General features: G+C 50.1%; 16 protein-coding genes and 1 riboswitch. Of the genes, 14 read left to right on the forward strand and 2 right to left on the reverse strand.

Translation table 11 applies throughout. The features are described 5' to 3' along the window. Nucleotides 1-24: 24 nt before the first annotated feature. From H6A13_RS00765 to H6A13_RS00805, 9 genes are all read left to right on the forward strand, one after another. Complete coding sequence (locus H6A13_RS00765) at nucleotides 25-966, forward strand: TIGR03943 family putative permease subunit (RefSeq protein ID WP_204907712.1); 942 nt, start codon at nucleotides 25-27, stop codon at nucleotides 964-966. A gap of 126 nt (nucleotides 967-1,092) precedes the next feature. Further along, nucleotides 1,093-4,629, forward strand: coding sequence for a pyruvate:ferredoxin (flavodoxin) oxidoreductase (gene nifJ / locus H6A13_RS00770; protein WP_204907713.1), 3,537 nt, complete (start codon nucleotides 1,093-1,095; stop codon nucleotides 4,627-4,629). Between the two features lie 228 nt (nucleotides 4,630-4,857). After that, nucleotides 4,858-5,718, forward strand: coding sequence for a Uma2 family endonuclease (locus H6A13_RS00775; RefSeq protein WP_204907714.1), 861 nt, complete (start codon nucleotides 4,858-4,860; stop codon nucleotides 5,716-5,718). 44 nt (nucleotides 5,719-5,762) lie between these two features. After that, nucleotides 5,763-6,686, forward strand: a complete 924-nt coding sequence (gene glsA, locus H6A13_RS00780; RefSeq protein WP_204907715.1) for a glutaminase A — start codon at nucleotides 5,763-5,765, stop codon at nucleotides 6,684-6,686. Nucleotides 6,687-6,779: 93 nt separating this feature from the next. Beyond that, nucleotides 6,780-6,956: riboswitch (Lysine riboswitch) on the forward strand. Nucleotides 6,957-7,099: 143 nt separating this feature from the next. Then, a complete protein-coding gene (locus H6A13_RS00785) occupies nucleotides 7,100-8,704 on the forward strand; it encodes a Na+/H+ antiporter NhaC family protein (RefSeq protein ID WP_204907716.1) in 1,605 nt (534 codons plus the stop codon). 145 nt (nucleotides 8,705-8,849) lie between these two features. Next, the gene (locus H6A13_RS00790) at nucleotides 8,850-11,771 is read left to right on the forward strand and encodes an insulinase family protein (RefSeq protein WP_204907717.1); all 2,922 of its coding nucleotides are present in this window, start codon (nucleotides 8,850-8,852) and stop codon (nucleotides 11,769-11,771) included. 74 nt (nucleotides 11,772-11,845) lie between these two features. Continuing rightward, entirely contained in the window at nucleotides 11,846-12,742 is an 897-nt protein-coding gene (gene era / locus H6A13_RS00795) for a GTPase Era (RefSeq protein WP_204907718.1), read from the forward strand. Between the two features lie 179 nt (nucleotides 12,743-12,921). After that, on the forward strand, nucleotides 12,922-13,665 hold the full coding sequence (gene recO / locus H6A13_RS00800; protein WP_204907719.1) for a DNA repair protein RecO: 744 nt from the start codon (nucleotides 12,922-12,924) through the stop codon (nucleotides 13,663-13,665). A gap of 117 nt (nucleotides 13,666-13,782) precedes the next feature. Beyond that, entirely contained in the window at nucleotides 13,783-15,174 is a 1,392-nt protein-coding gene (locus H6A13_RS00805; protein ID WP_204907720.1) for a glycine--tRNA ligase, read from the forward strand. Between the two features lie 114 nt (nucleotides 15,175-15,288). Here the strand turns inward: H6A13_RS00805 and sstT (H6A13_RS00810) are convergent, their stop codons facing one another. Next, complete coding sequence (gene sstT / locus H6A13_RS00810; RefSeq protein WP_204907721.1) at nucleotides 15,289-16,557, reverse strand: serine/threonine transporter SstT; 1,269 nt, start codon at nucleotides 16,555-16,557, stop codon at nucleotides 15,289-15,291. A gap of 354 nt (nucleotides 16,558-16,911) precedes the next feature. Continuing rightward, entirely contained in the window at nucleotides 16,912-18,180 is a 1,269-nt protein-coding gene (sstT, locus tag H6A13_RS00815; RefSeq protein ID WP_204907722.1) for a serine/threonine transporter SstT, read from the reverse strand. Between the two features lie 275 nt (nucleotides 18,181-18,455). Between sstT (H6A13_RS00815) and tdh the strand changes: the two genes are divergently transcribed. The 5 genes from tdh (at nucleotide 18,456) to ppdK (ending at nucleotide 25,941) form a co-directional block, all read left to right on the forward strand. Continuing rightward, the gene (gene tdh / locus H6A13_RS00820) at nucleotides 18,456-19,517 is read left to right on the forward strand and encodes an L-threonine 3-dehydrogenase (protein ID WP_204907723.1); all 1,062 of its coding nucleotides are present in this window, start codon (nucleotides 18,456-18,458) and stop codon (nucleotides 19,515-19,517) included. Between the two features lie 84 nt (nucleotides 19,518-19,601). Beyond that, nucleotides 19,602-20,801 carry a glycine C-acetyltransferase gene (locus tag H6A13_RS00825; RefSeq protein ID WP_204907724.1) on the forward strand — a complete coding sequence of 400 codons (1,200 nt, stop codon included), beginning with the start codon at nucleotides 19,602-19,604 and terminating at the stop codon, nucleotides 20,799-20,801. A 124-nt stretch (nucleotides 20,802-20,925) separates the two neighbouring features. Beyond that, nucleotides 20,926-21,693 carry a transposase gene (locus tag H6A13_RS00830; RefSeq protein ID WP_204907725.1) on the forward strand — a complete coding sequence of 256 codons (768 nt, stop codon included), beginning with the start codon at nucleotides 20,926-20,928 and terminating at the stop codon, nucleotides 21,691-21,693. A gap of 133 nt (nucleotides 21,694-21,826) precedes the next feature. Further along, nucleotides 21,827-23,215: an aminopeptidase gene (locus H6A13_RS00835; protein ID WP_204907726.1), complete on the forward strand. Its 1,389-nt coding sequence runs from the start codon at nucleotides 21,827-21,829 to the stop codon at nucleotides 23,213-23,215. 101 nt (nucleotides 23,216-23,316) lie between these two features. Further along, entirely contained in the window at nucleotides 23,317-25,941 is a 2,625-nt protein-coding gene (gene ppdK, locus H6A13_RS00840) for a pyruvate, phosphate dikinase (protein ID WP_204907727.1), read from the forward strand. Nucleotides 25,942-25,990: the final 49 nt, after the last annotated feature.

The raw sequence follows: 25,990 nt of genomic DNA on the forward strand, positions 1-25,990 counted from the left end.
AAGGAAGCGGGAGGAGGATGAACAATGAGAGTCATACCGGTATTTGTTGTAACCGGGTTTCTGGACAGCGGCAAGACCACTCTGGTCCGGGAGACGCTGATGGAGCAGGAGTGGATCGAGCCGGGGCGCACGCTTTTGATCTGCTGCGAAGAAGGAGAGATCCCGTACACGGAAGAATATTTACAGGAAAAGGATATGGTCCTGGAGCAGGTGACAGAAATGGAGACCCTTACGCCGGCCTATTTTAAGGATCTGACGAAAAAATACCATCCGGTGCAGGTGGTGATCGAGTATAACGGCATGTGGAAGCTTTCGGACCTTTTGAGCATTCAGTATCCGCGAAGCTGGGAACTGCAGGGTGTTTACTCGACGGTCAACGGCCAGACTCTGGACATGTATCTGAAAAACATGCGCAACATGCTGATGGAACAGCTGACAGAATCCGAGCTGATCGTGATCAACCGGTGCGCGCCGGAGGTAGACCGCTCCGGGTTCCGCCGGGCTTTAAAGGTACAAAACCCCATGGCCCAGCTGATCTTTGAGGATACGGAAGGCCGGATCATACAGCCGTCGCAGGAGGATCTTCCCTACGATGTGGAACAAGACGTCATCGAAGTGGCGGATGAAGATTTCGGGATCTGGTATGTGGATGCCTATGATCATCCGGACCGCTACCTGGATAAAGAGATCCTGTTTAAGGCGCAGATCTTCCGCCCGAAGGGGATGGAGGACCATATGTTTGTGCCGGTGCGTAAGATCATGACCTGCTGCGCGGCTGATATGCGGTATTACGGATATCCCTGCAGATCTGCAGAAAAGATCGAAGGAGACAAGAAGAAATATTATATGGTCAGGGCCAGATTCGCGTATGAACCGGTTGGATTTGGAAATGAGCAGCCGGTGCTTTATCTGAAGGAACTCCGCGAGGCCAGGAAGCCGGCGGAAGACGTGGTATATCTGGGGTAAAATGTACCGAAAAAGGAACAAAATAAGGACAAGATGCACTAGACTTTTAAAATGCCTGGGGCTATAATAATTATATATGCCAAATTATTTCTAATTTGTACAATTTTTGAAGGAGGAACAACGAAAATGGCGAGAAAAATGAAGACCATGGATGGTAATCAGGCTGCGGCTCATGTAGCATATGCTTACACTGAAGTTGCTACTATTTACCCGATTACTCCATCATCTGTTATGCCAGAACATGTAGATGAGTGGGCAACCGAGGGAAGAAAAAATATCTTTGGACAGACTGTCCAGGTTACTGAGATGCAGTCAGAGGCCGGAGCTGCAGGTGCAGTACACGGATCCCTGGCAGCAGGCGCCCTTACCACTACATTTACAGCTTCACAGGGTCTGCTCCTGATGATCCCGAACCTGTACAAGGTAGCAGGTGAGCAGCTTCCGGGTGTATTCCACGTATCCGCACGTGCCCTGGCAAGCCATGCACTTTCTATCTTCGGCGATCACTCTGACGTATATGCATGCCGTCAGACCGGAGCTGCCATGCTCTGCGAGTCCAGCGTTCAGGAAGTTATGGACTTAAGCCCGGTTGCACACTGTGCAGCGCTCAAAGGCAAGCTTCCGTTCATCAACTTCTTCGACGGATTCCGTACTTCTCATGAGATCCAGAAGATCGAGACATGGGATTATGAGGATCTGAAGGACATGGTAGACATGGATGCCATTGATGCATTCAGAAATCATGCACTGAACCCGAATCATCCGTGCCAGAGAGGATCCGCGCAGAACCCGGATATCTTCTTCCAGGCAAGAGAGGCATGCAATCCTTACTATGATGCTATGCCGGGAATCGTTCAGGAATACATGGACAAGGTGAATGCAAAGATCGGAACCAACTACAAGCTGTTTAACTACTATGGAGCAGAGGATGCCGAGAAGGTAATCGTAGCAATGGGATCTGCCTGTGATACCATCGAGGAGACTATCGACTATCTGCTGGCAGCAGGCGAGAAGGTGGGCGTTGTAAAAGTACGTCTGTATCGTCCGTTCTGTGCGCAGGCTCTGATCGACGCAATTCCGGATACTGTAAAATACATCAATGTTCTTGACAGAACCAAAGAGCCGGGAGCACAGGGCGAGCCTCTGTACCTGGATGTTGTATCCGCACTGAAAGGATCCAAATTTGACAGCGTTCCGGTATTCAGCGGACGTTACGGACTGGGATCCAAGGACACCACACCTGCACAGATCGTTGCAGTATTTAACAACACAGAGAAAGAAAGATACACCATCGGTATCGAGGATGATGTAACACACCTGTCTCTGGAAGTGGGACCGGCTCTGGTTACCACACCGGAGGGAACCATCAACTGTAAATTCTGGGGTCTTGGCGCTGACGGTACTGTCGGAGCAAACAAGAACTCCATTAAGATCATCGGCGACAACACAGACATGTACGCACAGGCTTACTTTGATTATGACTCCAAGAAGTCCGGCGGTGTTACCATGTCTCACCTGCGTTTTGGTAAGTCACCGATCAAGTCCACATACCTGATCCACCAGGCAAACTTTGTTGCCTGCCACAATCCGTCCTATGTGAACAAATATAACATGGTTCAGGAACTGGTAGACGGAGGAACCTTCCTTCTGAACTGCCCGTGGGATATGGAAGGTCTTGAGAAGCATCTGCCGGGACAGGTAAAAGCTTACATCGCTGACCACAACATCAAGTTCTACACCATCGACGGTATCAAGATCGGTAAAGAGATCGGACTTGGCGGACGTATCAACACTGTTCTTCAGTCTGCATTCTTCAAACTGGCAGCCATTATTCCGGAAGAGGAAGCGATCGACCTGATGAAGAAGGCTGCAAAAGCTACCTATGGAAGAAAGGGCGACAAGATCGTTCAGATGAACTATGACGCCATCGACGCAGGAGCAAAACAGGTACACGAAGTAGAAGTTCCGGAGTCCTGGAAGTCCTGTCCGGATGAAGGCCTCTTCGCACCGGAAGTAAAGGGCGGAAGAGACGACGTTGTAAGCTTTGTAAAGAACATCCAGACCAAGGTAAATTCCCAGGAAGGAAACAGCCTGCCTGTATCTGCATTTAATGATTATGTAGACGGCTCCACACCGTCCGGATCTTCTGCATATGAGAAACGTGGTATCGCAGTAGATATCCCGGTATGGAAGGCAGAGAACTGTATCCAGTGTAACCGCTGTGCATATGTATGTCCGCACGCTGTTATCCGTCCGGTAGCCCTGACAGAGGAAGAGCTTGCAAAAGCACCGGAAGGAACACAGGCTATCGACATGATCGGTATGCCGGGAATGAAGTTCACCATGACAGTATCCGCTTACGACTGTACCGGATGCGGTTCCTGTGCAAATGTCTGCCCGGGCAAGAAGGGCGAGAAGGCTCTCGTTATGGAGAACATGGAAGCAAACGTAGCTTCTCAGGAAGTATTTGATTTCGGAAGAGAGATTGAAGTAAAACCGGAAGTTGTTGCCAAGTTCAAACCTGAGACTGTAAAGGGCAGCCAGTTCAAACAGCCGCTCCTTGAGTTCTCCGGCGCATGTGCAGGCTGCGGCGAGACACCGTACGCAAAACTGGTAACACAGCTGTTTGGCGACAGAATGTATATTGCAAACGCAACAGGATGTTCCTCTATCTGGGGTAACTCCTCACCGTCCACACCTTACACTGTAAACTCCAAGGGACAGGGTCCGGCATGGTCCAACTCTCTGTTCGAGGATAACGCAGAGTTTGGTTACGGTATGCTGCTTGCCCAGAAGGCAATCCGCAAGAGATTAAAAGCAGAAGTAGAAGAGATCGCTGCATCTGACAAGGCATCCGCAGAAGTAAAAGAAGCATGCCAGGCATACCTGGATACCTTCAACTGCGGCGCAAGCAACGGGGATGCAACAGACAAACTGGTATCCGTTCTGGACGGATGCGACTGCGACCTTTGCAAGGATGTTGTAAAGAACAAAGACTTCCTGGCTAAGAAGTCCCAGTGGATCTTCGGTGGTGACGGATGGGCTTACGATATCGGATTCGGCGGCGTTGACCACGTACTCGCAAGCGGCGAGGATATCAACATCATGGTATTCGATACCGAAGTTTACTCCAACACAGGCGGACAGTCCTCCAAGGCTACCAAGACAGGTGCAACCGCACAGTTCGCTGCAAACGGTAAAGAGACCAAGAAGAAAGACCTGGCAGGCATCGCTATGAGCTACGGTTATGTATATGTAGCACAGATCGCCATGGGTGCTGACTTCAACCAGACCGTAAAAGCCATCGCAGAGGCAGAGGCATATCCGGGACCGTCCCTGATCATCGCATACGCTCCGTGTATCAACCACGGTATCAAGAAAGGTATGAGCAAAGCTCAGACCGAAGAGCAGCTTGCGGTAGAATGCGGTTACTGGAATAACTTCCGCTTCAACCCGGCAGCAGAAGGCGCGAAATTCACGCTGGACAGCAAAGAGCCGAAGGAAGAAGGATATCAGGAATTCCTGAACGGCGAAGTTCGTTACAACGCTCTGAAGAGATCCAATCCGGAAAGAGCAGAAAAACTCTTCGCAAAGAACGAGCAGGAAGCAATGGAAAGATATTCCTATCTGAAGAAACTGGTAACTCTGTACGGAGAAGAATAAACGGAAAAAATGGAAAAGGGGACGTAGACCTTTGCAAAAGGTCTACGTCCCCTTTTCCATTTCCGGCAATGTGGGAAGTGATCTGGCGGCTAATGGAAAACGAGACGTAGCCCTTTGCAAAAGGGCTACGTCTCGTTTGCCATTGCTTGCCATATTATTGCCAAATATGGCATGAACATGGTATATTAGAAACAGGCCAAATGGAAATGAGGAGAAAGGAGGCCGGCTATGACGCTTGAGGAGATGCGGGAGAAGAAGAGGGAGTACGGGCTTACGAATGAGCAGATTTCCGATTACACAGGGGTTCCGCTTGCGACGGTGCAGAAGATCTTTGCGGGGGTGACGGAGTCGCCCAGATATACTACGATGCAGGCGCTGGAGACAGTGTTCCGTTCAGTGGAAAGAGAAGGGGAGGAGAGAAGTCCGCGACCGGACCGGGTGGCGGAAAGCCTGGCTTATATGGCGGATGATTCGAAGGCCCAGGGGGAATATACGCTGGCAGACTATTATGCTCTGCCGGATGACAGGCGGGTAGAGCTGATCGACGGTGTGATCTATGATATGTCATCGCCGGAGTCTATCCATCAGATCTTGATCACGTCGATATGGAAGGATCTGTTCAATTATATCAGTGACGGGAAGGGGAACTGCCTGCCGATGATCGCTCCGCTGGATGTGCAGCTTGACCGGGATGACCGGACGATGGTGCAGCCGGACGTGCTGGTGGTGTGCGACCGCAGCAAGGTGGTGCGGCGGTGCGTTTACGGGGCGCCGGATTTTGTGGTGGAGATCCTTTCCCCATCCACATGGGAAAAGGATATGTACGTGAAGCTTGGTAAATATGAGTCGGCCGGAGTCCGGGAATACTGGATCGTTGATCCGAAGAAGAAACGGGTGCTGGTTTATGATTTTGAGCACACGGATTTTCCGGTGCTGTATACATTTACGGATCAGATACCGGTGGGGATTTTTGACGGAGAGTGCAGGGTGGACTTTGCATCAATCTATGAATATGTCCGCTTCCTTTATGAGAGAGAGGACTCTGAAAGAGAGGATGATGAAAGGGAGAAAAGAGAGGACGAGGATTGAGAAGCTGCGGGTCCGTATATGATAGAAAGAATGAGGAGTTTGGTATGAAGGTGACAGAGGATTTATTAAAAGATGCGTTGCGATATGGAAAGGCTTTTACAAAATTTGGGAAAACGGCGCAGTATATTCCGGAGCTGCGGGCGGTGAACCAGTATTATCTGGGCGTGTGTACCATCGATCTGGAGGGAAATGTGCTGGAGGCGGGGGATACCCGTATTCCCTTTACGATACAGAGTATTTCGAAGCTGGCGTCCCTGATCCTGGCAATCCGGGACTGCGGGGCGGACCATCTGTTTCATGAAAAGGTGGGGGTGGAACCGACAGGCGATCCCTTTAATTCCATTATCAAACTGGAAACGAAGACAAGGCCCTTCAATCCCTTTATCAATGCGGGGGCAATCGCGGTGGCCAGCTGTATTAAGGGGGCGGATGCGGACGAGAAGTTTGAACGCTTCCTGACATTTACCAGAAAGCTTTGCGATAACGATGAGATTGCGTTAAATCAGGCGGTATATGAGTCGGAACGGGACACCGGAGACCGGAACCGGGCGCTGGCCTATTACCTGAAGGCGTCCGGGATCCTGGAGGGGGACGTGGAAGAGTGCCTGGACTTTTATTTCCGCATGTGTTCTGTCAATGTGACAGCCCACGATATCGCCTACATGAGCCTGGTGCTGGCGAATCACGGGATCGATCCCAGGGACGGGGAAGAATTGATCGAACCCCAGAACGCCAAGGCCATCCGGGCGCTGATGCTGACCTGCGGGATGTATGACGGCTCCGGTGAATTTGCCATGACCGTTGGATTTCCGGCAAAGAGCGGCGTGGGCGGCGGGATTGCGGCGTCTCTGGTAGACCGGATGGGCATCGGGGTCTTTGGCCCTGCCCTGGATGAAAAAGGAAACAGCGCCGGCGGGATCAAGATCCTGGAGTATCTTTCCGAGAAGATGGGTGTTTCTCTCTTCTAGGCACGCTCCCGGACTTTGCCGGCTTTCTCCGGACCGGAGTATTTCTGGTTGACATTTCAGGGGATTAATGCAAAAATATAAGAAATGAATCATGAACCGGATAGAGGCGCAGGCTTCATCAGTATTTTTCAGACATAAGCACCGGAATGGCTGTCTGAGGAAGAAAGGGGAGGCTGCCGAAGAGAAAGGGAGGTTTTCCGGCCCCTTTTCTCTGGGACGTATGCAGAAGATGCTGCGGACTGTCACTTTTTGTGGAGCACTATCAGGGATAAGGATCAGGAGAAATGATAATTATGCCATGAATGTGCGCTGTAAGACGCAAGTTCATGGCATTTTTGATGTGACAAGGCGGTTCCGGCGTCTGGCCGGGACTTTGCCGCAAACGAAAGAATGATAAGAGAGGAAGAAAGAGTATGAGTGGAAAGAGAAGATTTGTGTGGGGAACCACTGTGTTTCTGCTGATCCTGGCATGCAGCGCCGTGACGGTATTTGCGGCGGATGCAGAGACGGAGTATGTACCGGGAATGTACGCCACCTTCTGGTCGCTGATCCCGCCGGTGGTGGCTATTGTGCTGGCGCTGATCACAAAAGAGGTCTATAGTTCCCTGTTTATCGGAATCCTGATCGGCGGTGTATTTTATGCGGGATTTGATTTTGAACGAACAGTAACCCATGTCTTCCAGGACGGGATCGTGGGAGTGCTTTCAGACAGCTACAATGTGGGGATCCTGGTGTTCCTGGTGATCCTTGGGATTATGGTCTGTATGATGAATAAGGCCGGAGGATCGGCCGCTTTCGGCCGCTGGGCCAGCGAGCATATCAAGAGCCGGGCAGGCGCGCAGCTTGCCACCATCCTGCTTGGAGTGCTGATCTTTATTGACGATTATTTCAACTGTCTGACTGTGGGAAGCGTGATGCGGCCTGTGACAGACAAACACAACGTATCCAGGGCAAAGCTTGCCTATCTGATCGACGCCACAGCCGCGCCGGTATGTATTATCGCGCCGATTTCTTCCTGGGCTGCGGCAGTTACGGGATTTGTAGAGGGAGAGGATGGATTTTCTATCTTTATCCGGGCCATTCCTTATAACTATTATGCGCTTCTGACGATCACCATGATGCTGGCGCTGGTGCTTCTGAAGGTGGATTACGGCCCGATGAAGCTGCACGAAGAAAATGCCAGAAAGGGCGACCTTTATACCACGCCGGACAGACCTTATGCGGGAATGGAAGAAGAGATCAATGAATCAAAGGGAAAGGTGATCGACCTGGTATTCCCGATCCTGGTGCTGATCGTCTGCTGTGTCATCGGCATGATCTATACCGGCGGCTTTTTCTCCGGCGCCGGCATTGTAGAGGCGTTCTCCGGAAGCGATGCTTCGGTGGGACTGATGTTTGGAAGCTTTTTTGCATTTGTGATCGTGACCGTGTTCTATGCGCTCCGCAGGGTGTTGAGTTTCGGAGAGACCATGGTCTGCGTGCCGGAAGGATTTAAGGCCATGGTGCCGGCGATCCTGATCCTGACCTTTGCCTGGACGCTGAAAGCCATGACAGACAGCCTGGGAGCGGCGGATTATGTAGCCGGGGTTGTGGAGTCTGCGGCAGGAGGATTCCTGCATCTTCTGCCGGCCATTATTTTCCTGGTAGGCTGCCTTCTGTCCTTTGCCACCGGAACCTCCTGGGGAACCTTTGGCATCCTGATCCCTATCGTGGTAGCGGTGTTCCAGGGAACCAACGAGACCATGATGATCATCTCCATTTCCGCCTGCATGGCGGGCGCGGTCTGCGGCGATCACTGCTCGCCCATATCGGATACGACGATCATGTCCTCGGCGGGCGCACAGTGTAATCACGTAAATCATGTGACGACCCAGCTTCCCTATGCGGTGACCTGTGCGGCGGTATCTTTTGTGACATACATCATCGCCGGATTTGTGCAAAATCCATTTATCTGTCTGCCAGTGGGAATCCTTCTGATGGTCGGAACCCTTGCGGTGATCAGAAAAATCAATGCATAACCACCGGACAGACTGCAGAAAATAAAGAAAATGAGACAGGACGGCATGGATACACTGTGCCGTTCTTTTCTTTGCAGTGGTGATTGCAGCAGCAGCCAAAAAGCGTTATAATATGTGGAAATGAAAGGAGTCAGAGGACAGACATATGAATGAGGCAAATATCAAGGCTTATGAAGTCTTACAGAAGGAAGAACTGACAGGGATCCGCTCCCGCGGGTATCTTTGCCGCCACAAAAAGAGCGGAGCCAGGGTGCTTCTGATAGAAAATGATGATGAAAATAAAGTGTTCAGTATCGGGTTTCGCACGCCTCCCAAGGACAGCACCGGCGTGCCCCACATCATGGAACACTCGGTGCTGTGCGGATCCAGGAATTTTCCGGCCAAGGATCCGTTTGTAGAACTGGTAAAAGGATCGCTCAATACATTTTTAAATGCCATGACTTACCCGGATAAGACGGTATATCCGGTGGCAAGCTGCAATGACAAGGATTTTCAGAACCTGATGCACGTCTACATGGACGCTGTGCTGTATCCGAACATTTATCAGCATGAGGAAATCTTCCGCCAGGAAGGGTGGAGTTATAGGCTGGATACGCCGGACGGCGAACTCGGGTATAACGGAGTCGTATACAATGAGATGAAAGGAGCGTTCTCCTCGCCGGAGAGCGTGCTGGACCGGGTGGTGTTAAATACCCTTTTCCCGGACACGCCTTACGCCAATGAATCCGGCGGCGACCCGGAGCATATTCCGGAACTGACCTACGAACAGTTCCTGGCGTTCCACCAGACCTATTACCATCCCGCTAACAGCTATATTTACCTGTATGGAAATATGGATATGGAAGAAAAGCTAAACTGGCTGGATCAGGAATATCTCTGCCATTTTGATAAGATCCAGGTGGATTCCCGGATCCCGATGCAGAAGGCTTTTGACCATATGATAGAAAAAGAGCTTCCATATTCCATAGCAAGCGATGAATCAGAAGCCGATAATACGTATTTATCTTATAATAAAGTGATCGGTACCAGCCTGGACCGGGAGCTTTACCTGGCATTCCAGATCCTGGATTATGCTCTTTTGTCTGCGCCGGGAGCGCCGCTAAAAAAAGCGCTGACAGATGCGGGTATAGGAAAAGACATTATGGGATCTTATGACAACGGGATCTGCCAGCCGGTATTTTCTGTGGTGTCAAAGAATGCAAATGTAGATCAGAAGGATGCATTTGTCCGGAAGATCGAAGAGGTGTTAAGCGGGATCGTAGAAAAAGGAATGGATCCCAAAGCCCTGGAGGCCGGGATCAATTATCATGAATTCCGGTACAGGGAAGCGGATTTTGGCAGTTATCCCAAGGGGCTGATGTACGGCCTTCAGATCATGGACAGCTGGCTCTATGACGATGAAAAGCCGTTTATCCACATTGAGGCGCTGGATACCTTCGCATTTTTAAAGAAGCAGATCGGCACCGGCTATTACGAAGATCTGATCCGCAGATATCTTCTGGAGAATCCTCATGGAGCCATTGTGGTGGTGAAACCGGAAAAGGGACGGACCGCCAGGATGGACCGGGAGCTTCGGGAAAAGCTTGCGGCCTACAAGGACGGATTGAGCCCGGAAGAAAGAGAAGAACTGGTAACGAAGACCCGCGAGCTGGAGGAGTACCAGTCCAAAGAGGACAGGCCGGAGGATCTGGAGAAAATCCCGGTTCTGAAACGAGAAGACATTTCCCGTAAGATCGCGCCTGTATTCAATGAAGAAAAACAGGCGGCAGGAGTTCCCATGATCTTTCATGAGATAGAGACCAATGGCATCGGATATCTGGATCTGCTGTTCGATATGTCCGGCGTTCCGGAAGAGCTGCTGCCTTATGTGGGGATCCTGCAGGCGACGCTTGGAGTTATCGATACCACGCATTATGAATACGGAGAATTATTTAATGAGATCAACGTGCACACCGGCGGCATCGGCACTTCGCTGGAACTGTATCCGGATGTGACGAAAGTAAAAGAAAAAGCATTTAGGGCGACATTTGAGATCAAAACCAAGGCGCTCTATGAGAAGCTGCCGGTGGCATTTGCCATGATGGCGGAGATCCTGACCGAGTCAAAGCTTACAGATGAAAAGCGGCTTCTGGAGATCCTGGAAATGCTGAAATCCAGACTTCTGATGCGCTTCCAGTCTGCGGGACACACCACCGCAGTATTACGGGCCATGGCTTATGCGTCTCCGTCGGCCAGATTAAAAGACCTGACAGGCGGCATAGAATTTTACCGGGTTGTTTCCAGGATCACAGATCACTATGAAGAAGAAAAAGAAGATCTGGTCCGGAAGCTTGGCGCTCTGGCAAAACGGCTGTTCCGCGCGGACAATCTGATGATCAGCTACACAGCGGCGGCGGAAGGACTGGCGGGGATCGAAGAACAGGTAAAAGGCCTTAAAGAAAAGCTTTTTACAGAACCGGTGGAACCCCAGGCCTGCATCCTGCACTGCGAGAAAAAGAACGAAGGGTTCAAAACCGCTTCCAAAGTGCAGTACGTGGCAAGGGCCGGTAACTTTATCGATCAGGGCGCTTCCTATACCGGGGCGCTGCAGATCCTGAAAGTGATCATGAGCTACGAATACCTGTGGCAGAATATCCGCGTCAAAGGCGGGGCTTACGGCTGCATGAGCAATTTCAACCGGATCGGAGAAGGGTTTTTTGTCTCCTACCGGGATCCCAACCTGAAACGGACCATGGAAGTCTACGAAGGCGTTCCGGAATACCTCCGGAACTTCACCGTCAGCGAGAGGGATATGACCAAATACATCATCGGCACCATCAGCAATATCGACCAGCCCATGACGCCGGCGGCCAAAGGAGACCGCTCCATGAACCTCTACATGAATCATGTCAGTGAAGAGATGATCCGCAAAGAGAGGGAAGAGATCCTGGAAGCAGGACAGGAAGACATCCGGGCGCTGGCAGACGTGGCGGAAGCCGTGCTGGCTGCCGGGCAGGTGTGCGTCATCGGCAGCGAAGAGGCCATAGACGCGGAAAAAGAAATGTTCGGGACAGTGACAAGGTTTTAACAGGGGACGTAGACCTTTTGCACTTTACCCTGTCCCCTTTTGCAAATGACTACGTCCCCATTGGGAGGAAAAGCATGAATAATCATTATAAATCTGGCTTTGTGACGTTGATCGGCCGGCCGAATGTGGGGAAATCTACACTGATGAACCAGCTGATCGGCCAGAAGATCGCGATTACGTCCAACAAGCCGCAGACGACGAGGAACCGGATCCAGACGATCCTGACTACCGAAGAGGGGCAGATCGTGTTTGTGGACACGCCGGGGATCCACAAGGCGAAGAATAAGCTGGGCGAGTATATGGTAAATGTGGCGGAGCGGACGCTGAAAGAAGTGGACGTGATCCTCTGGCTGGTAGAGCCTGCTACGTTTATCGGCGCCGGCGAGCAGCATATCGCAGACCAGCTCCGCCGGGTGAACACGCCGGTGATCCTGGTGATCAATAAGATCGACAGTGTGAAGAAGGAGGAGATCCTTCCGGTGATCGCGGCGTACAAGGATGTCTGCGATTTCGCGGAGATCGTGCCGGTTTCGGCGAGAAACGGGGATAATACGGATGAGCTGGTGCGGGAGATTTTCAAATATCTGCCTTATGGTCCGCAGTTTTATGATGAGGACACAGTGACCGACCAGCCGGAGCGCCAGATCGTGGCGGAACTGATCCGCGAAAAGGCTCTCCACAGCCTGCAGGAAGAGATCCCTCACGGCATTGCCGTGGCCATTGACCGGATGCAGAAAAAGAACAAGATCATGCATATCGACGCGACGATCATCTGCGAGCGGGATTCCCACAAGGGGATTATTATTGGTAAACAAGGAAATATGTTGAAAAAAATCGGCAGCACGGCCCGGTATGAGATTGAAAAAATGCTGGATTGCCAGGTAAATCTCAAGCTTTGGGTTAAGGTGAAGAAGGACTGGAGAGACAGCGAATTCCTGATGAAAAATTTTGGATATCGGGAAGAAGAATAAAGAAGTGGTTTTCCGGGAGAACCTATCCTCAGAAGAGTAACAGAGGATGAGGTGATCAAAAGTGGAAGAAAATTACTGGAACCAATTTCTTAAGACCGGCAGCATAAAGGACTATCTCAGCTATAGAAATGCGGCCGGCTGCGGGCGGGAGCAAAGGTCCCGCAAAGGAGAAAGGGAAGTTGAATCAGATCACGGTGACTGGCATGGTGCTGTCGGCGGCGCCGATAGGAGAGTATGATAAACGGATCGTGATCCTGACAAGGGAGAGGGGCAAGATCTCCGCCTTTGCCAGGGGAGCCAGAAGAGCGGGAAATGCGCTGATGGGCGTTACAGAACCCTTTGCTTTCGGCACATTTGCGATCTACGAGGGGCGGACATCCTATACATTGATGTCGGCCTCTATTTCCAATTATTTTTCCGAGCTCCGCCAGGATATGGAGGGGGCGTACTATGGCTTCTACTTCATGGATCTGGCCGGCTATTACGCCAGAGAAGGAAATGATGAGACGCAGCTTCTGGGGCTTCTTTACCAGACCCTGCGGGCGCTTTTGAATCCCCATATCCCCAACCGGCTGGTGCGCTGCATTTACGAACTCAAGGCCGTGACGGTAAATGGAGAAGGCCCCCAGGTATTTTCCTGCATGGCCTGCGGGCGCAAGGAAGGACCCTGGCGCTTCAGCGTCCGGCGGGGCGGATTTCTCTGCGAGGACTGCGGCCGCCTGGAAAACGGAGCCGGAACCATCCTTCCCTCCACGGTCTACACCCTGCAGTACATTGTATCCTCCCCGGTGGAAAAGCTGTACACCTTCGTGGTAAAAGAAGAGGTGCTGGACGAACTGGAAAAGATCGTTGCAGATTATCTGGAAAAGTATGTGGACAGACATTTTAAATCTCTGGAAATCCTGAAAATGATCGTAGAATAAATCCTGAAAACAAATGTGGAATAAGGCTTGAAAACACGGGCCGCAAACTGTATAATTATTAACAATCATTGTATTTATAGAAAATACAGATAAACATATGGAAGAGAGGAATAGGGCATGGTAGAAAAGACAATGGACAAAATCGTTGCGCTGGCGAAATCAAGAGGATTCGTTTATCCGGGATCTGAGATCTACGGCGGGCTGGCAAATACATGGGACTATGGAAACCTGGGCGTTGAGCTGAAGAATAACGTAAAAAGAGCCTGGTGGCAGAAATTCGTACAGGAGTCTCCCTACAACGTAGGCGTGGACTGTGCGATCCTGATGAACCCACAGACCTGGGTGGCCAGCGGACATCTGGGCGGATTCAGCGATCCTCTGATGGACTGTAAAGAGTGCCATGAGCGTTTCCGCGCTGACAAGATGATCGAGGATTATGCAAAAGAAAATGACCTGGAGCTTCCGGACAGCATCGACGGCTGGAGCCACGAGCAGATGGAGCAGTATATCGAGGAGCATCAGATCCCCTGCCCTACCTGCGGCAAACACAATTTCACCGAGATCCGTGAATTTAACCTGATGTTCAAGACCTTCCAGGGTGTAACAGAAGACGCCAAGAGCGTGGTTTACCTTCGCCCGGAGACGGCACAGGGTATTTTCGTAAACTTTAAAAATGTACAGCGTACCTCCAGAAAGAAGATCCCCTTTGGAATCTGCCAGATCGGTAAATCCTTCCGAAATGAGATCACACCTGGAAACTTTACGTTCCGTACCAGAGAGTTTGAGCAGATGGAGCTGGAGTTCTTCTGCGAGCCGGATACGGATCTGGAATGGCACGCATACTGGAAAAAATTCTGTCTGGACTGGCTGAAGACCCTGGGCATCAAGGATGAGGAAATGCGCTACCGCGATCACTCTCCGGAAGAACTGAGCCATTACAGCAAGGCAACCACAGACGTGGAATTCCTCTTCCCCTTTGGATGGGGCGAACTGTGGGGAATCGCAGACCGTACAGACTTTGACCTGACCCAGCATCAGAACGTGTCCAAACAGGATCTGTCTTATTTTGATGATGAGAAGAAGATCAAATACATTCCTTACGTGATCGAGCCGTCACTGGGAGCGGACCGTATGGTCCTTGCCTTCCTGTGCAGCGCTTATGATGAGGAAGAGCTGGAAGGCGGAGACATGCGTACGGTTCTCCATTTCCATCCGGCGCTGGCTCCGGTCAAGATCGGCGTGCTGCCGCTGTCCAAGAAGCTGAGCGAGGGCGCAGAGAAGATTTACGCAAAACTGTCCAAAAAGTACAACTGTGAGTTCGATGAGCGCGGCAATATCGGAAAACGCTACCGCCGCCAGGACGAGATCGGAACACCGTTCTGCATTACCTATGACTTCGAGTCTGAGGAAGACGGCGCGGTGACCGTTCGTGACAGAGATACCATGGAGCAGGAGAGAGTAAAGATCGAAGATCTGGAGAGCTATTTCGAGAAGAAATTCGAGTGGTAAAAAGTGCTGAAAATATTCAGAGAGTAAAATAGAGAAGGCGTCCGCCGGTTGGAGGGCGCCTTCTTTTGTGAAAGTATGACAACCAAAAAGGGGCATATTTTCTTTTTACACGTTTTATAAAATCTTGATCTCCGGATCAAACGGCTTGTCCGCATAGCGTTCCGGATGGATCCGGCGATCACGGAAGTCTGCGATGGCGGTGTAAAGTACGTCCGTAGAGGAGTTGATACCAGTCTCGCAGGAATCCTGGATAACGCCGATGATAAATCCGACACCTACCACCTGCATGGAGATATCGTTGGGGATACCAAACAGGCTGCAGGCCAGCGGGATCAGAAGCAGAGATCCGCCTGCCACGCCGGAGGCTCCTGCCGCACTGGCAGCCGCCAGTACACACATGATCAGCGCGCTGGGGATCGATACTTCAATACCCAGAGTATTCGCCGCTGCAAGGGCCATCGTAGAAATGGTGATGGCTGCGCCGGCCATATTTACGGTTGCTCCAAGCGGAATGGAGATGGAGTAAGTGTCTTCGTCCAGTCCCAGCCGCTCGCACAGTCCCATATTTACCGGGATATTTGCCGCAGAACTTCTGGTGAAGAATGCGGTGATAAAGCTTTCCTTCAGGCAGGTGAATACCAGCTTGTAAGGATTTTTGCGGATGAACAAAAATACGATGATCGGATTGATGATCAGCGCTACCGCCGCCATGGTTCCGACCAGTACCAGGATCAGACGTCCGTATCCAAGGAGGACAGACAGACCCTGTTCGGAAATGGTAGTAAAGATCAGTCCCATGATACCGAAGGGAGCGCAGTTGATGACCCATCTGACTGCAGTGGAAACTGCGTCAGAGATATTGTCCAGCGCATTTTTGGTTCCTTCGCTGGCGCCTTTGAGCGCGATACCAAAGATAATGGCCCATGCAAGGATGCCGATGAAGTTGGCGTTGATCAGGGCGTTGACCGGATTATCCACCAGGTTCATCAGAAGATTGGTGATGACCTCTGTAACTCCGCTGGGCGGGGTAACGTCGCTGGTGTCCGTGCTCTCAGAAAAGGTAAGAACGATCGGAAACAGCCGGCTTGCCACTACGGCACAGGCTGCAGCCACCACATTGCCCGCCATATAAAGGATGACGATTACCTTTAAGTTGGTTTTCTGTCCTTCGCCCATACGGCACAGAGAACTCATGATCAGGAAAAATACCAGAATCGGTGCAACTCCGCGCAGAGCTCCGACAAATAAATCCCCCAGAATAGAGATCGCGCTTGCCTGCGGTACGACCAGACCGAGAATGATACCGATGATCAGTCCGCAGATGATCCGTTTCACCAAACTGATGCTGTCCCATTTTTGAATGATGCCTTTGAGTTTTTCCATATTTTCCCTCTCTTTCTTCTTGACACGTTACCTGTAGCGTGTTAAGATAACGCTAAAATAATGATGTTTTTAATATACTAGATTTTGGATGATTTGTAAATGATGACGATGGAAAATATTGAAAAAACATGTTTTTCGTCGAAATGCACAAAGAGCGCTAATGGCACGCTAAGAAGTTGTTTGCGCACCTGTATGTGTTTTTTGCATCTTTCGCATACAGGCAGGCGTAGGTAAAGACGGCGTGTTACTGGCAGGACTGACAGGTATAGGGACAAAAAAAGACAGGCAGAAGATCTGCCTGTCTTGAAACCGTATGTAATTGTAAGTCTTTTGTGTACGCGTGTAATCTGAAAATTACAGAATCTTGATCTCCGGATCAAACGGCTTGTTTGCGTAGTGTTCCGGATGGATCCGGCGGTCGCGGAAGTCTGCGATCGCTGTATACAGAACGTCTGTAGAAGAGTTAACGCCTGTCTCACAGGAATCCTGGATTACACCGATGATGAATCCGACACCGACTACCTGCATGGAGATGTCATTCGGGATACCGAACAGACTACATGCCAGCGGGATCAGAAGCAGGGAACCGCCTGCAACACCGGAAGCTCCGGCTGCACTGGCTGCTGCCAGTACGCACATGATCAGTGCACTGCCGACGGAAACGTGGATATCCAGGGTGTTGGCTGCTGCCAGTGCCATGGTAGAAATGGTGATTGCCGCACCAGCCATGTTTACGGTAGCGCCAAGAGGAATGGAGATAGAGTAGGTATCTTCATCCAGGCCAAGTCTTTCGCAAAGCTTCATGTTAACAGGAATGTTCGCAGCGGAGCTTCTGGTGAAGAACGCAGTGATAAAGCTTTCCTTCAGACAGGTAAAGATCAGTTTGAACGGGTTCTTGCGGATAAACAGGAACACGATGATCGGGTTTACAATGAATACAACAGCGGCCATGGTTCCAACCAGTACCAGGATCAGACGTCCGTATCCAAGGAGAACGGAAAGTCCCTGCTCGGAAATGGTGGTGAAAATCAGACCCATGATACCGAACGGTGCACAGCTGATGACCCACTGTACGGCGATGGATACTGCATCGGAGATGTGTTCCAGAGCATTTTTGGTTCCTTCGCCCGCCCCTTTCAGAGCAACACCAAAGATGATGGCCCAGAACAGGATACCAATGTAGTTTGCCTGTACGATGGCATTTACCGGGTTGTCAACCAGGTTCATCAGAAGGTTGGTTAAGACTTCGGTCACGCCGCTCGGAGGAGCAACATCACTGGTGTCTGTATTCTCGGTAAAGGTCAGGGTGATCGGGAAAATGTAGCTTGCTGCTACGGCACAGGCTGCTGCAAGAATATTGCCGGCCATGTACAGGATTACGATCACTTTCATATTGGTCTTCTGTCCCTTCCCCATGTGGCAGAGCGAGCTCATAACCAGGAAGAATACCAGTACGGGAGCGATGCCTCGAAGGGCGCCTACGAACAGGTCTCCGAGAATCGAAATTCCGGATGCCTGCGGAACAACAAGTCCAAGGATGATACCAATGATCAATCCACAAATGATACGTTTGACCAGACTGATGCTGTTCCATTTGCTAATGATGTTTTTAACTGTTTGCATCTTTTCTCGCAGATATTTCGCATCACAATATCTGCATCCTCTCTTTCTTCTAGATTTCGGATTATGGTCCCCCAATAATAATGCTAAATATCATTATAAAAGAAATGCACGGATTTGTAAATATTAACTTATTATTCGGGCCTTGTGTACAAAAAAATGAACAAATTGTACACATGAAACTCATGAATATCCATTGTGTGTCGTGAAAATGAATGATATAATAGTAACGAAATACAAGAATCGTCTGGGGAGACGAAGATATGGGAGGTATCAACATGAGTGAAAAAAATGATGGAATGATGTGGGCGCTCGTCAAAGAGAAGCCGGAAGAAGGCTTGTGGATGAAACGGGTTCCGATCCCGGAAGTGGGACCTAACGACGTCAAGATCAAGATCCACAAGACCGCGATCTGCGGAACAGACGTACATATCTGGCAGTGGAATGACTGGGCACAGCACACTATTCCGATCGGCCTGACAGCAGGACATGAGTATGTTGGCGAGGTTGTTGAGGTTGGATCCGGAGTGAAGGGCTTCAATATCGGAGACCTGGTATCCGGTGAAGGACACATCACCTGCGGAAAATGCCGCAACTGTCTGGAAGGACACAAAGAAAACTGTAAGGATGCCAAAGGTGTGGGCGTAAACCGCAACGGTGCATTTGCGGAATACCTGGTAATCCCTGCCTCCAACGTATGGCCCTGCAACCCGAACATCCCGGAAGAGATGTACGCGATCTTTGATCCGTTTGGAAATGCAACTCACACCGCACTTTCCTACGATGTATTAGGCGAGGACGTGCTGGTGGCAGGCGCAGGCCCCATCGGTATCATGGCAGCGGCTATCGTTAAATTCGCAGGCGCAAGACACGTTGTAGTGACAGACTTTAACGAGTATCGTCTGGAACTGGCTAAGAAGCTGGGCGCTACCAGAGTTGTGAACCTTGCAAAAGAGAAACTGCCGGATGTAATGAACGAGATCGGCATGACCGAAGGATTCGACGTAGGTCTTGAGATGTCCGGTTCCCAGGCTGCTCTTCATGACATGATCCACAACATGAAGCACGGCGGAAAGATCGCTCTTCTGGGACTGCAGAGAACAGACGCTACCGTAGACCTTGAGACAGTGATCTTCAACGGACTGAACCTGCGCGGTATCTATGGAAGAAAGGTATGGGATACCTGGTACAAGATGTCTACCATGCTGCAGGCAGGACTGGACATTTCCGAGATTATCACACATCACTTCGACATCAAAGACTTTGCGAAGGGATTTGAGGCTATGATCTCCGGAGAGTCCGGAAAAGTTATCCTTGACTGGTCTCACATCAACGACTAAAACGATCAGGTCAGGACAGGCTGCGTTTAAAAGACGCGGCAGAAAATTACTACTTATTTAATAAGAAAGAAGGATTTGAACGAAATGGCTCGTAAAAACGATATTTTGGACATTTACGCAAAAGAAGTAGAGGGAATTAAGGAAGCCGGACTTTTTAAAGGCGAGGCTCCGTTTGTATCTCCCCAGGGCGCAAAAGTAAAGATGGAAGACGGAAGAGAACTTCTTTGCATGTGCGCAAACAACTATCTGGGTCTTGGCGACAGCCCGCGTCTGATCGAGGCTGCAAAGAAAACCTATGACCAGAAAGGATTTGGTGTTGCTTCCGTACGTTTCATCTGCGGAACCCAGGATATCCACAAACAGCTGGAGAAAAAGATCTCCAACTTCCTGGGAACAGACGACACGATTCTTTACTCCTCCTGCTTCGATGCGAACGGCGGTCTGTTTGAGACGATCCTGACAGCAGACGATGCAGTTATCAGTGATGAACTGAACCACGCATCCATCATCGATGGCGTTCGTCTTTGCAAGGCAAAGAGATTCCGTTACAAAAACAATAATATGGAAGATCTGGAAGCGAAATTAAAAGAGGCTGATGAAGCCGGCGCAAGAATCAAACTGATCGCAACAGACGGTGTATTCTCCATGGATGGTATCATCTGCAACCTGCAGGGCGTATGCGACCTGGCAGATAAATACAATGCACTGGTAATGGTAGACGACAGCCATGCAGTTGGATTCGTAGGAAAAACAGGACGTGGAACTCCGGAGTACTGCGGCGTACAGGGACGTGTTGACATCATCACAGGAACCCTGGGCAAAGCGCTCGGCGGAGCTTCCGGCGGATATACATCCGGACGTAAAGAGATCATTGATCTTCTTCGTCAGAGAAGCCGTCCGTACCTCTTCTCCAACTCCCTGGCACCGGCGATCGTCGGCGCAAGCCTGGAGCTCTTTGACATGCTGGACGAGAGCACAGAGCTTCGCGATCACCTGGAGGAAGTAACCGCATACTACCGTCAGAAACTGGTAGACAACGGATTCGACATCATTCCGGGAACACATCCCTGCGTACCGGTTATGCTGTACGATGAGAAGACAGCAGCAGAGTTCGCAAGCCGCATGATGGACAAGGGTGTGTATGTCGTAGCATTCTCCTATCCGGTAGTACCGAAGGGAAAAGCAAGAATCCGTACACAGGTATGCGCAAGCCATACCAAAGAAGATATCGATTTCATCGTAAAATGCTTCATCGAAGTAAGAGAAGAGATGGGATTGAAATAACAACAAACAATTTGGGACGTAGACCTTTTGCAAAGGTCTACGTCCCAAATTGAAAATCAGGGTGTACCCAAATGACATTTACCCTGTACCTGAATGGAGTTCAGCATCCGAAAGGAGGAGCTGAATGCCAACAAAAAGAAGACAAAAAAGTTTTACAGATTTTTACCATGTTATCGTTAAGGGAATCAATAAAGAGAAAATCTATAATCAGCAAAGAGAAAAGATTTATTTCAAAAAAATCATTCTAAAATATCTAAAGAAATATGACGTAGAAATTTACGCATATTGTATCATGTCAAATCACGCACATCTGATTATCAAAGCTGAACTCCAGGTTTTATCATTATTTATGGCAGTCGTTTTGGCCGAGTATGCGAATTATTACAATTACAAGCATTACAGAAATGGCCATGTATTTCAAAACAGATTTATTAGTGAATGCATTGAAACAGATGCATACTATTGGAATTGTATGCGGTATATCCATCTGAATCCTGTAAAGGCGGGAATGGTAAGGCGTCCGGAGCGGTACAAATACAGCAGCATGGCTGAATACATGCTGGAAATGCCCGGGATCATCCATTCCAATGCAATAAAAAAATATACAAGTACTTTTACAGAATATGAAGAGTTCGAAAAATTTCACGGGGTCAGAGACGTACAGGTCTTTGCGGATATAAAAGAAGAAATGATGGCAAAGCAGAAAGATGCGGCATTACTGATCGCTGAAGAAATCTGTGAGGAGCGGAATCTCATGACGCTCCTCCAGGTATTTGAGGAAAGCGAACTTCAGGACTCGTATATCTCGCGCCTAGTAAAAACACTAAAAATCTCAAAAAAGATTGCAAAGAAACTCTGCAATACATTGATGAATGAACTGCAGAACAAGTAGTATGAAAAAGAAAATGAGTCGGGTACACCCTGATTTACAAAAAGGTACAGGGTAAAATGCAAATTGGGACGTAGACCTTTTGCAAAAGTCTACGTCTCCTGTTATACTATTGTCAAAGAAAGGAGTTGGAAACATGGACAGAAAAAATGTTTGGAAAACCTACACGCCTGCCCAGAAGGCAGAGCTTGACCAGGTGAATGAACGGTACAAGGCGTGCCTGGACGCCGGCAAGACAGAGAGGGAATGTGTTGCGATTACCGTGGAGGAGGCAAAGAAGGCGGGCTATGTCAGCCTGGCTGAAGCGAAGGCGCCGCTGAAAGCGGGCGACAAGATCTATGCGGTATGCATGGACAAGAGTATTGTGCTGTTTCAGATCGGCAGACAGCCGCTGGAAAAGGGCATGAACATCCTGGGAGCCCACATCGATTCCCCGAGGATCGACGTGAAGCAGAATCCTCTCTATGAAAGCGATGAGTTCGCGTACCTGGACACTCATTATTATGGGGGCATTAAGAAGTATCAGTGGCTTACGATCCCGCTGGCGCTGCACGGTGTTGTGGCAAAAAAAGACGGAACGGTGATCAATGTCAGCATTGGGGAAAAGGACGATGATCCGGTATTCGTGATCTCTGATCTTCTGGTGCACCTGGCCGCCAAGCAGATGGAGCAGAAGGCCAGCGCGGTGATCGAAGGAGAGAAGCTGGATCTGATCCTTGCAAGCTGCCCGCTTGAAGAGGCAGAGGGCCTGGACAAGGAGGAGAAGGACGCTGTCAAGGCAAATGTAGTGAAGATCCTCAAAGAATCCTATAATATTGAAGAGGAAGACTTTGTTTCTGCAGAACTGGAGATCGTGCCGGCAGGCAAGGCAAGAGATTGCGGAATCGACCGCAGCATGATCCTGGCTTACGGGCAGGACGACCGTGTCTGCGGCTTTACCTCTCTTTTTGCAATGCTGGATGCGGATGTGCCGGAGCGTACCGCGTGCTGTATCCTGGTAGACAAAGAAGAGATCGGAAGTGTCGGCGCTACCGGCATGCAGTCCCGCTTCTTTGAAAATGTAGTGGCAGAGCTGATCGCTATGGAGTCCGGTGAATCTGAACTGAAGGTAAGAAGAGCCCTGCAGAACTCTAAAATGCTGTCTTCCGATGTCAGCGCAGCCTACGACCCCATGTTCGCGGACGCATTTGAGAAGAGAAGCTCCGCATTCTTCGGTAAAGGGCTGGTGTTCAATAAATTTACAGGCAGCAGAGGAAAGAACGGCTCCAACGATGCAAATGCAGAATATCTTGCGCAGATCCGCCGGGCTATGGACGAAGAGCAGGTGGCATACCAGTTCGCGGAACTTGGAAAAGTAGACGTGGGCGGCGGCGGAACTATCGCCTATATCATGGCCAATTACGGCATGGAAGTGATCGACAGCGGCGTGCCGGTACTGTCCATGCATGCACCCTGGGAGACGACCAGTAAGGCAGATGTTTACGAGGCTTACAAAGGATACCTGGCATTCCTGAAAAATATGTAAATACAGGTGTTTCAAGATTGTTAAAACTCTTGACGAATATTGGTAAAACCAGTAAAATAGATGTGCGACTTAGAAAAATTTAGTTTAGGAGGTCATGACAAATGGCAAAATGGGTGTATATGTTCACCGAAGGTAATGCGAACATGAGAAACCTTCTCGGTGGCAAGGGTGCCAACCTGGCTGAGATGACAAGCTTAGGCCTGCCGGTTCCGCAGGGATTCACTGTAACAACAGAAGCTTGTACTCAGTACTATGAGGATGGCAGACAGATCAACGATGAGATCATGGGACAGATCATGGAGGCTATGACAAAGCTGGAAGAGATCACAGGAAAGAAGTTCGGAGATAAGGAAAATCCGCTGCTTGTATCCGTTCGTTCCGGTGCAAGAGCTTCTATGCCTGGTATGATGGATACCATCCTGAACCTTGGTCTGAATGAAGAAGTAGTAGAGACACTTGCTGCAGCATCCGGCAATCCGCGCTGGGCATGGGACTGCTACAGAAGATTTATCCAGATGTATTCCGACGTTGTTATGGAAGTCGGCAAGAAATATTTCGAAGAACTCATCGACAAGATGAAAGAAGAAAAAGGCGTAAAACAGGACGTTGAGCTTACAGCAGAAGATCTGAAGACTCTGGCAGGACAGTTCAAGGCAGAGTACAAAGAGAAGATCGGAACAGATTTCCCGGCTGACGCAAAAGAGCAGCTGATGGGCGCTGTAAAGGCTGTATTCCGTTCCTGGGACAACCCGAGAGCCAATGTATACCGTCGTGACAACGATATTCCGTACTCCTGGGGAACTGCTGTCAACGTACAGATGATGGCATTTGGTAACATGGGAGACGACTGTGGTACAGGTGTTGCATTTACCCGTGACCCGGCTACAGGAGAAAACGGTCTGTTCGGAGAATTCCTTACCAATGCACAGGGCGAGGACGTTGTTGCCGGAGTTCGTACTCCGATGCACATTTCCGAAATGGAAGAAAAATTCCCGGAGGCATTTGCACAGTTCAAAGATGTATGCAAGACTCTGGAGACTCACTACAGAGACATGCAGGACATGGAGTTTACCGTAGAGCACGGCAAACTGTACATGCTGCAGACACGTAATGGTAAGAGAACTGCAAAGGCTGCTCTGAAGATCGCATGCGACCTGGTTGACGAGGGCATGAGAACGGAAGAAGAAGCTGTAGCAATGATCGATCCGAGAAACTTAGACTCTCTGCTTCATCCGCAGTTCGACGCAGACGCACTGAAGAAAGCTACCCCGATGGGCAAGGCTCTTGGCGCTTCTCCTGGAGCTGCATGTGGTAAGATCGTATTTACCGCTGACGATGCTGTAGAGTGGGCAGAAAGAGGAGAGAAGGTTGTTCTGGTTCGTCTGGAGACCTCTCCGGAAGATATCACCGGTATGAAGAGCGCGCAGGGTATCCTGACTGTTCGTGGTGGTATGACCTCTCACGCAGCTGTTGTTGCACGTGGTATGGGTACCTGCTGTGTATCCGGATGCGGCGACATCGTTATGGACGAGGCAAATAAGAAATTTACACTGGGCGGAAAAGAATTCCACGAAGGAGATCCGATCTCCCTGGATGGATCCACAGGATGCATTTATGATGGAATCATCCCGACCGTAGACGCTACAATCGCAGGCGAGTTCGGACGTATCATGGGATGGGCTGACAAGTACAGAAGACTGAAAGTCCGCACCAATGCAGATACACCGGCAGACGCTAAGAAGGCAGTAGAGCTTGGCGCAGAGGGTATCGGCCTTTGCCGTACCGAGCACATGTTCTTCGGAGAAGGCAGAATTGACGCATTCCGCGAGATGATCTGCTCTGAGACCGAAGAAGAAAGAGAAAAGGCTCTGGAGAAAGTCCTGCCGTATCAGCAGGGAGACTTCGAAGAGCTGTACGAGGCTCTGGAAGGAAATCCGGTAACCATCCGTTTCCTGGATCCGCCGCTTCATGAGTTCGTTCCGACTGAGGAAGAGGATATCAAGAAACTGGCTGAGGCTCAGGGCAAGACTGTTGAGCAGATCAAAGCCGTAATCGACAGCCTGCACGAGTTCAACCCGATGATGGGTCACCGTGGATGCCGTCTGGCAGTTACTTATCCGGAGATCGCAAAGATGCAGACAAGAGCTGTCATCCGCGCAGCCATCAAAGTACAGAAGGCTCATCCGGACTGGACCATCAAGCCGGAGATCATGATCCCGCTGGTTGGAGAGATCAAAGAGCTGAAATACGTAAAGAAATTCGTAGTTGAGACTGCTGACGCAGAGATCGCTGCAGCAGGCATCGACCTGAAGTACGAAGTAGGTACCATGATCGAGATCCCGAGAGCTGCTCTTACCGCTGACGAGATCGCAAAAGAAGCTGACTTCTTCTGCTTCGGTACCAACGACCTGACACAGATGACCTTCGGATTCTCCCGTGATGACGCAGGAAAATTCCTGAATGCATACTATGATGCTAAGATTTACGAGAACGATCCGTTTGCAAAACTGGATCAGGTAGGTGTTGGCAAGCTGATGAAGATGGCGATCGAGCTTGGAAAATCCAGCAACCCGAACATGCACCTTGGTATCTGCGGCGAGCACGGCGGAGATCCGTCCTCTGTTGAATTCTGCGACAGCCTTGGACTGGATTATGTATCCTGCTCACCGTTCCGTGTACCGATCGCAAGACTGGCAGCAGCTCAGGCAGCGATCGCTCACAAATAAGCGGAAGCGATATCGAATCACAAATGATCCGCAGCGCCCTGTTCTTTTG

The organism is Mordavella massiliensis (genome assembly GCF_016902415.1).
Classification (GTDB): domain Bacteria; phylum Bacillota; class Clostridia; order Lachnospirales; family Lachnospiraceae; genus Merdimonas; species Merdimonas faecigallinarum.

Excerpts from the sequence above, each read along its gene's own strand:
- H6A13_RS00785 (WP_204907716.1), top strand. The coding sequence starts at position 7,100 with ATGAGTGGAAAGAGAAGATTTGTGTGGGGAACCACTGTGTTTCTGCTG.
- H6A13_RS00775 (WP_204907714.1), top strand. The coding sequence starts at position 4,858 with ATGACGCTTGAGGAGATGCGGGAGAAGAAGAGGGAGTACGGGCTTACG.
- H6A13_RS00835 (WP_204907726.1), top strand. The coding sequence starts at position 21,827 with ATGGACAGAAAAAATGTTTGGAAAACCTACACGCCTGCCCAGAAGGCA.
- tdh (WP_204907723.1), top strand. The coding sequence starts at position 18,456 with ATGAGTGAAAAAAATGATGGAATGATGTGGGCGCTCGTCAAAGAGAAG.
- H6A13_RS00830 (WP_204907725.1), top strand. The coding sequence starts at position 20,926 with ATGCCAACAAAAAGAAGACAAAAAAGTTTTACAGATTTTTACCATGTT.
- H6A13_RS00825 (WP_204907724.1), top strand. The coding sequence starts at position 19,602 with ATGGCTCGTAAAAACGATATTTTGGACATTTACGCAAAAGAAGTAGAG.
- ppdK (WP_204907727.1), top strand. The coding sequence starts at position 23,317 with ATGGCAAAATGGGTGTATATGTTCACCGAAGGTAATGCGAACATGAGA.
- H6A13_RS00790 (WP_204907717.1), top strand. The coding sequence starts at position 8,850 with ATGAATGAGGCAAATATCAAGGCTTATGAAGTCTTACAGAAGGAAGAA.
- H6A13_RS00765 (WP_204907712.1), top strand. The coding sequence starts at position 25 with ATGAGAGTCATACCGGTATTTGTTGTAACCGGGTTTCTGGACAGCGGC.
- H6A13_RS00805 (WP_204907720.1), top strand. The coding sequence starts at position 13,783 with ATGGTAGAAAAGACAATGGACAAAATCGTTGCGCTGGCGAAATCAAGA.
- sstT (WP_204907721.1), bottom strand. The coding sequence starts at position 16,557 with ATGGAAAAACTCAAAGGCATCATTCAAAAATGGGACAGCATCAGTTTG.
- era (WP_204907718.1), top strand. The coding sequence starts at position 11,846 with ATGAATAATCATTATAAATCTGGCTTTGTGACGTTGATCGGCCGGCCG.
- nifJ (WP_204907713.1), top strand. The coding sequence starts at position 1,093 with ATGGCGAGAAAAATGAAGACCATGGATGGTAATCAGGCTGCGGCTCAT.
- sstT (WP_204907722.1), bottom strand. The coding sequence starts at position 18,180 with ATGCAAACAGTTAAAAACATCATTAGCAAATGGAACAGCATCAGTCTG.
- glsA (WP_204907715.1), top strand. The coding sequence starts at position 5,763 with ATGAAGGTGACAGAGGATTTATTAAAAGATGCGTTGCGATATGGAAAG.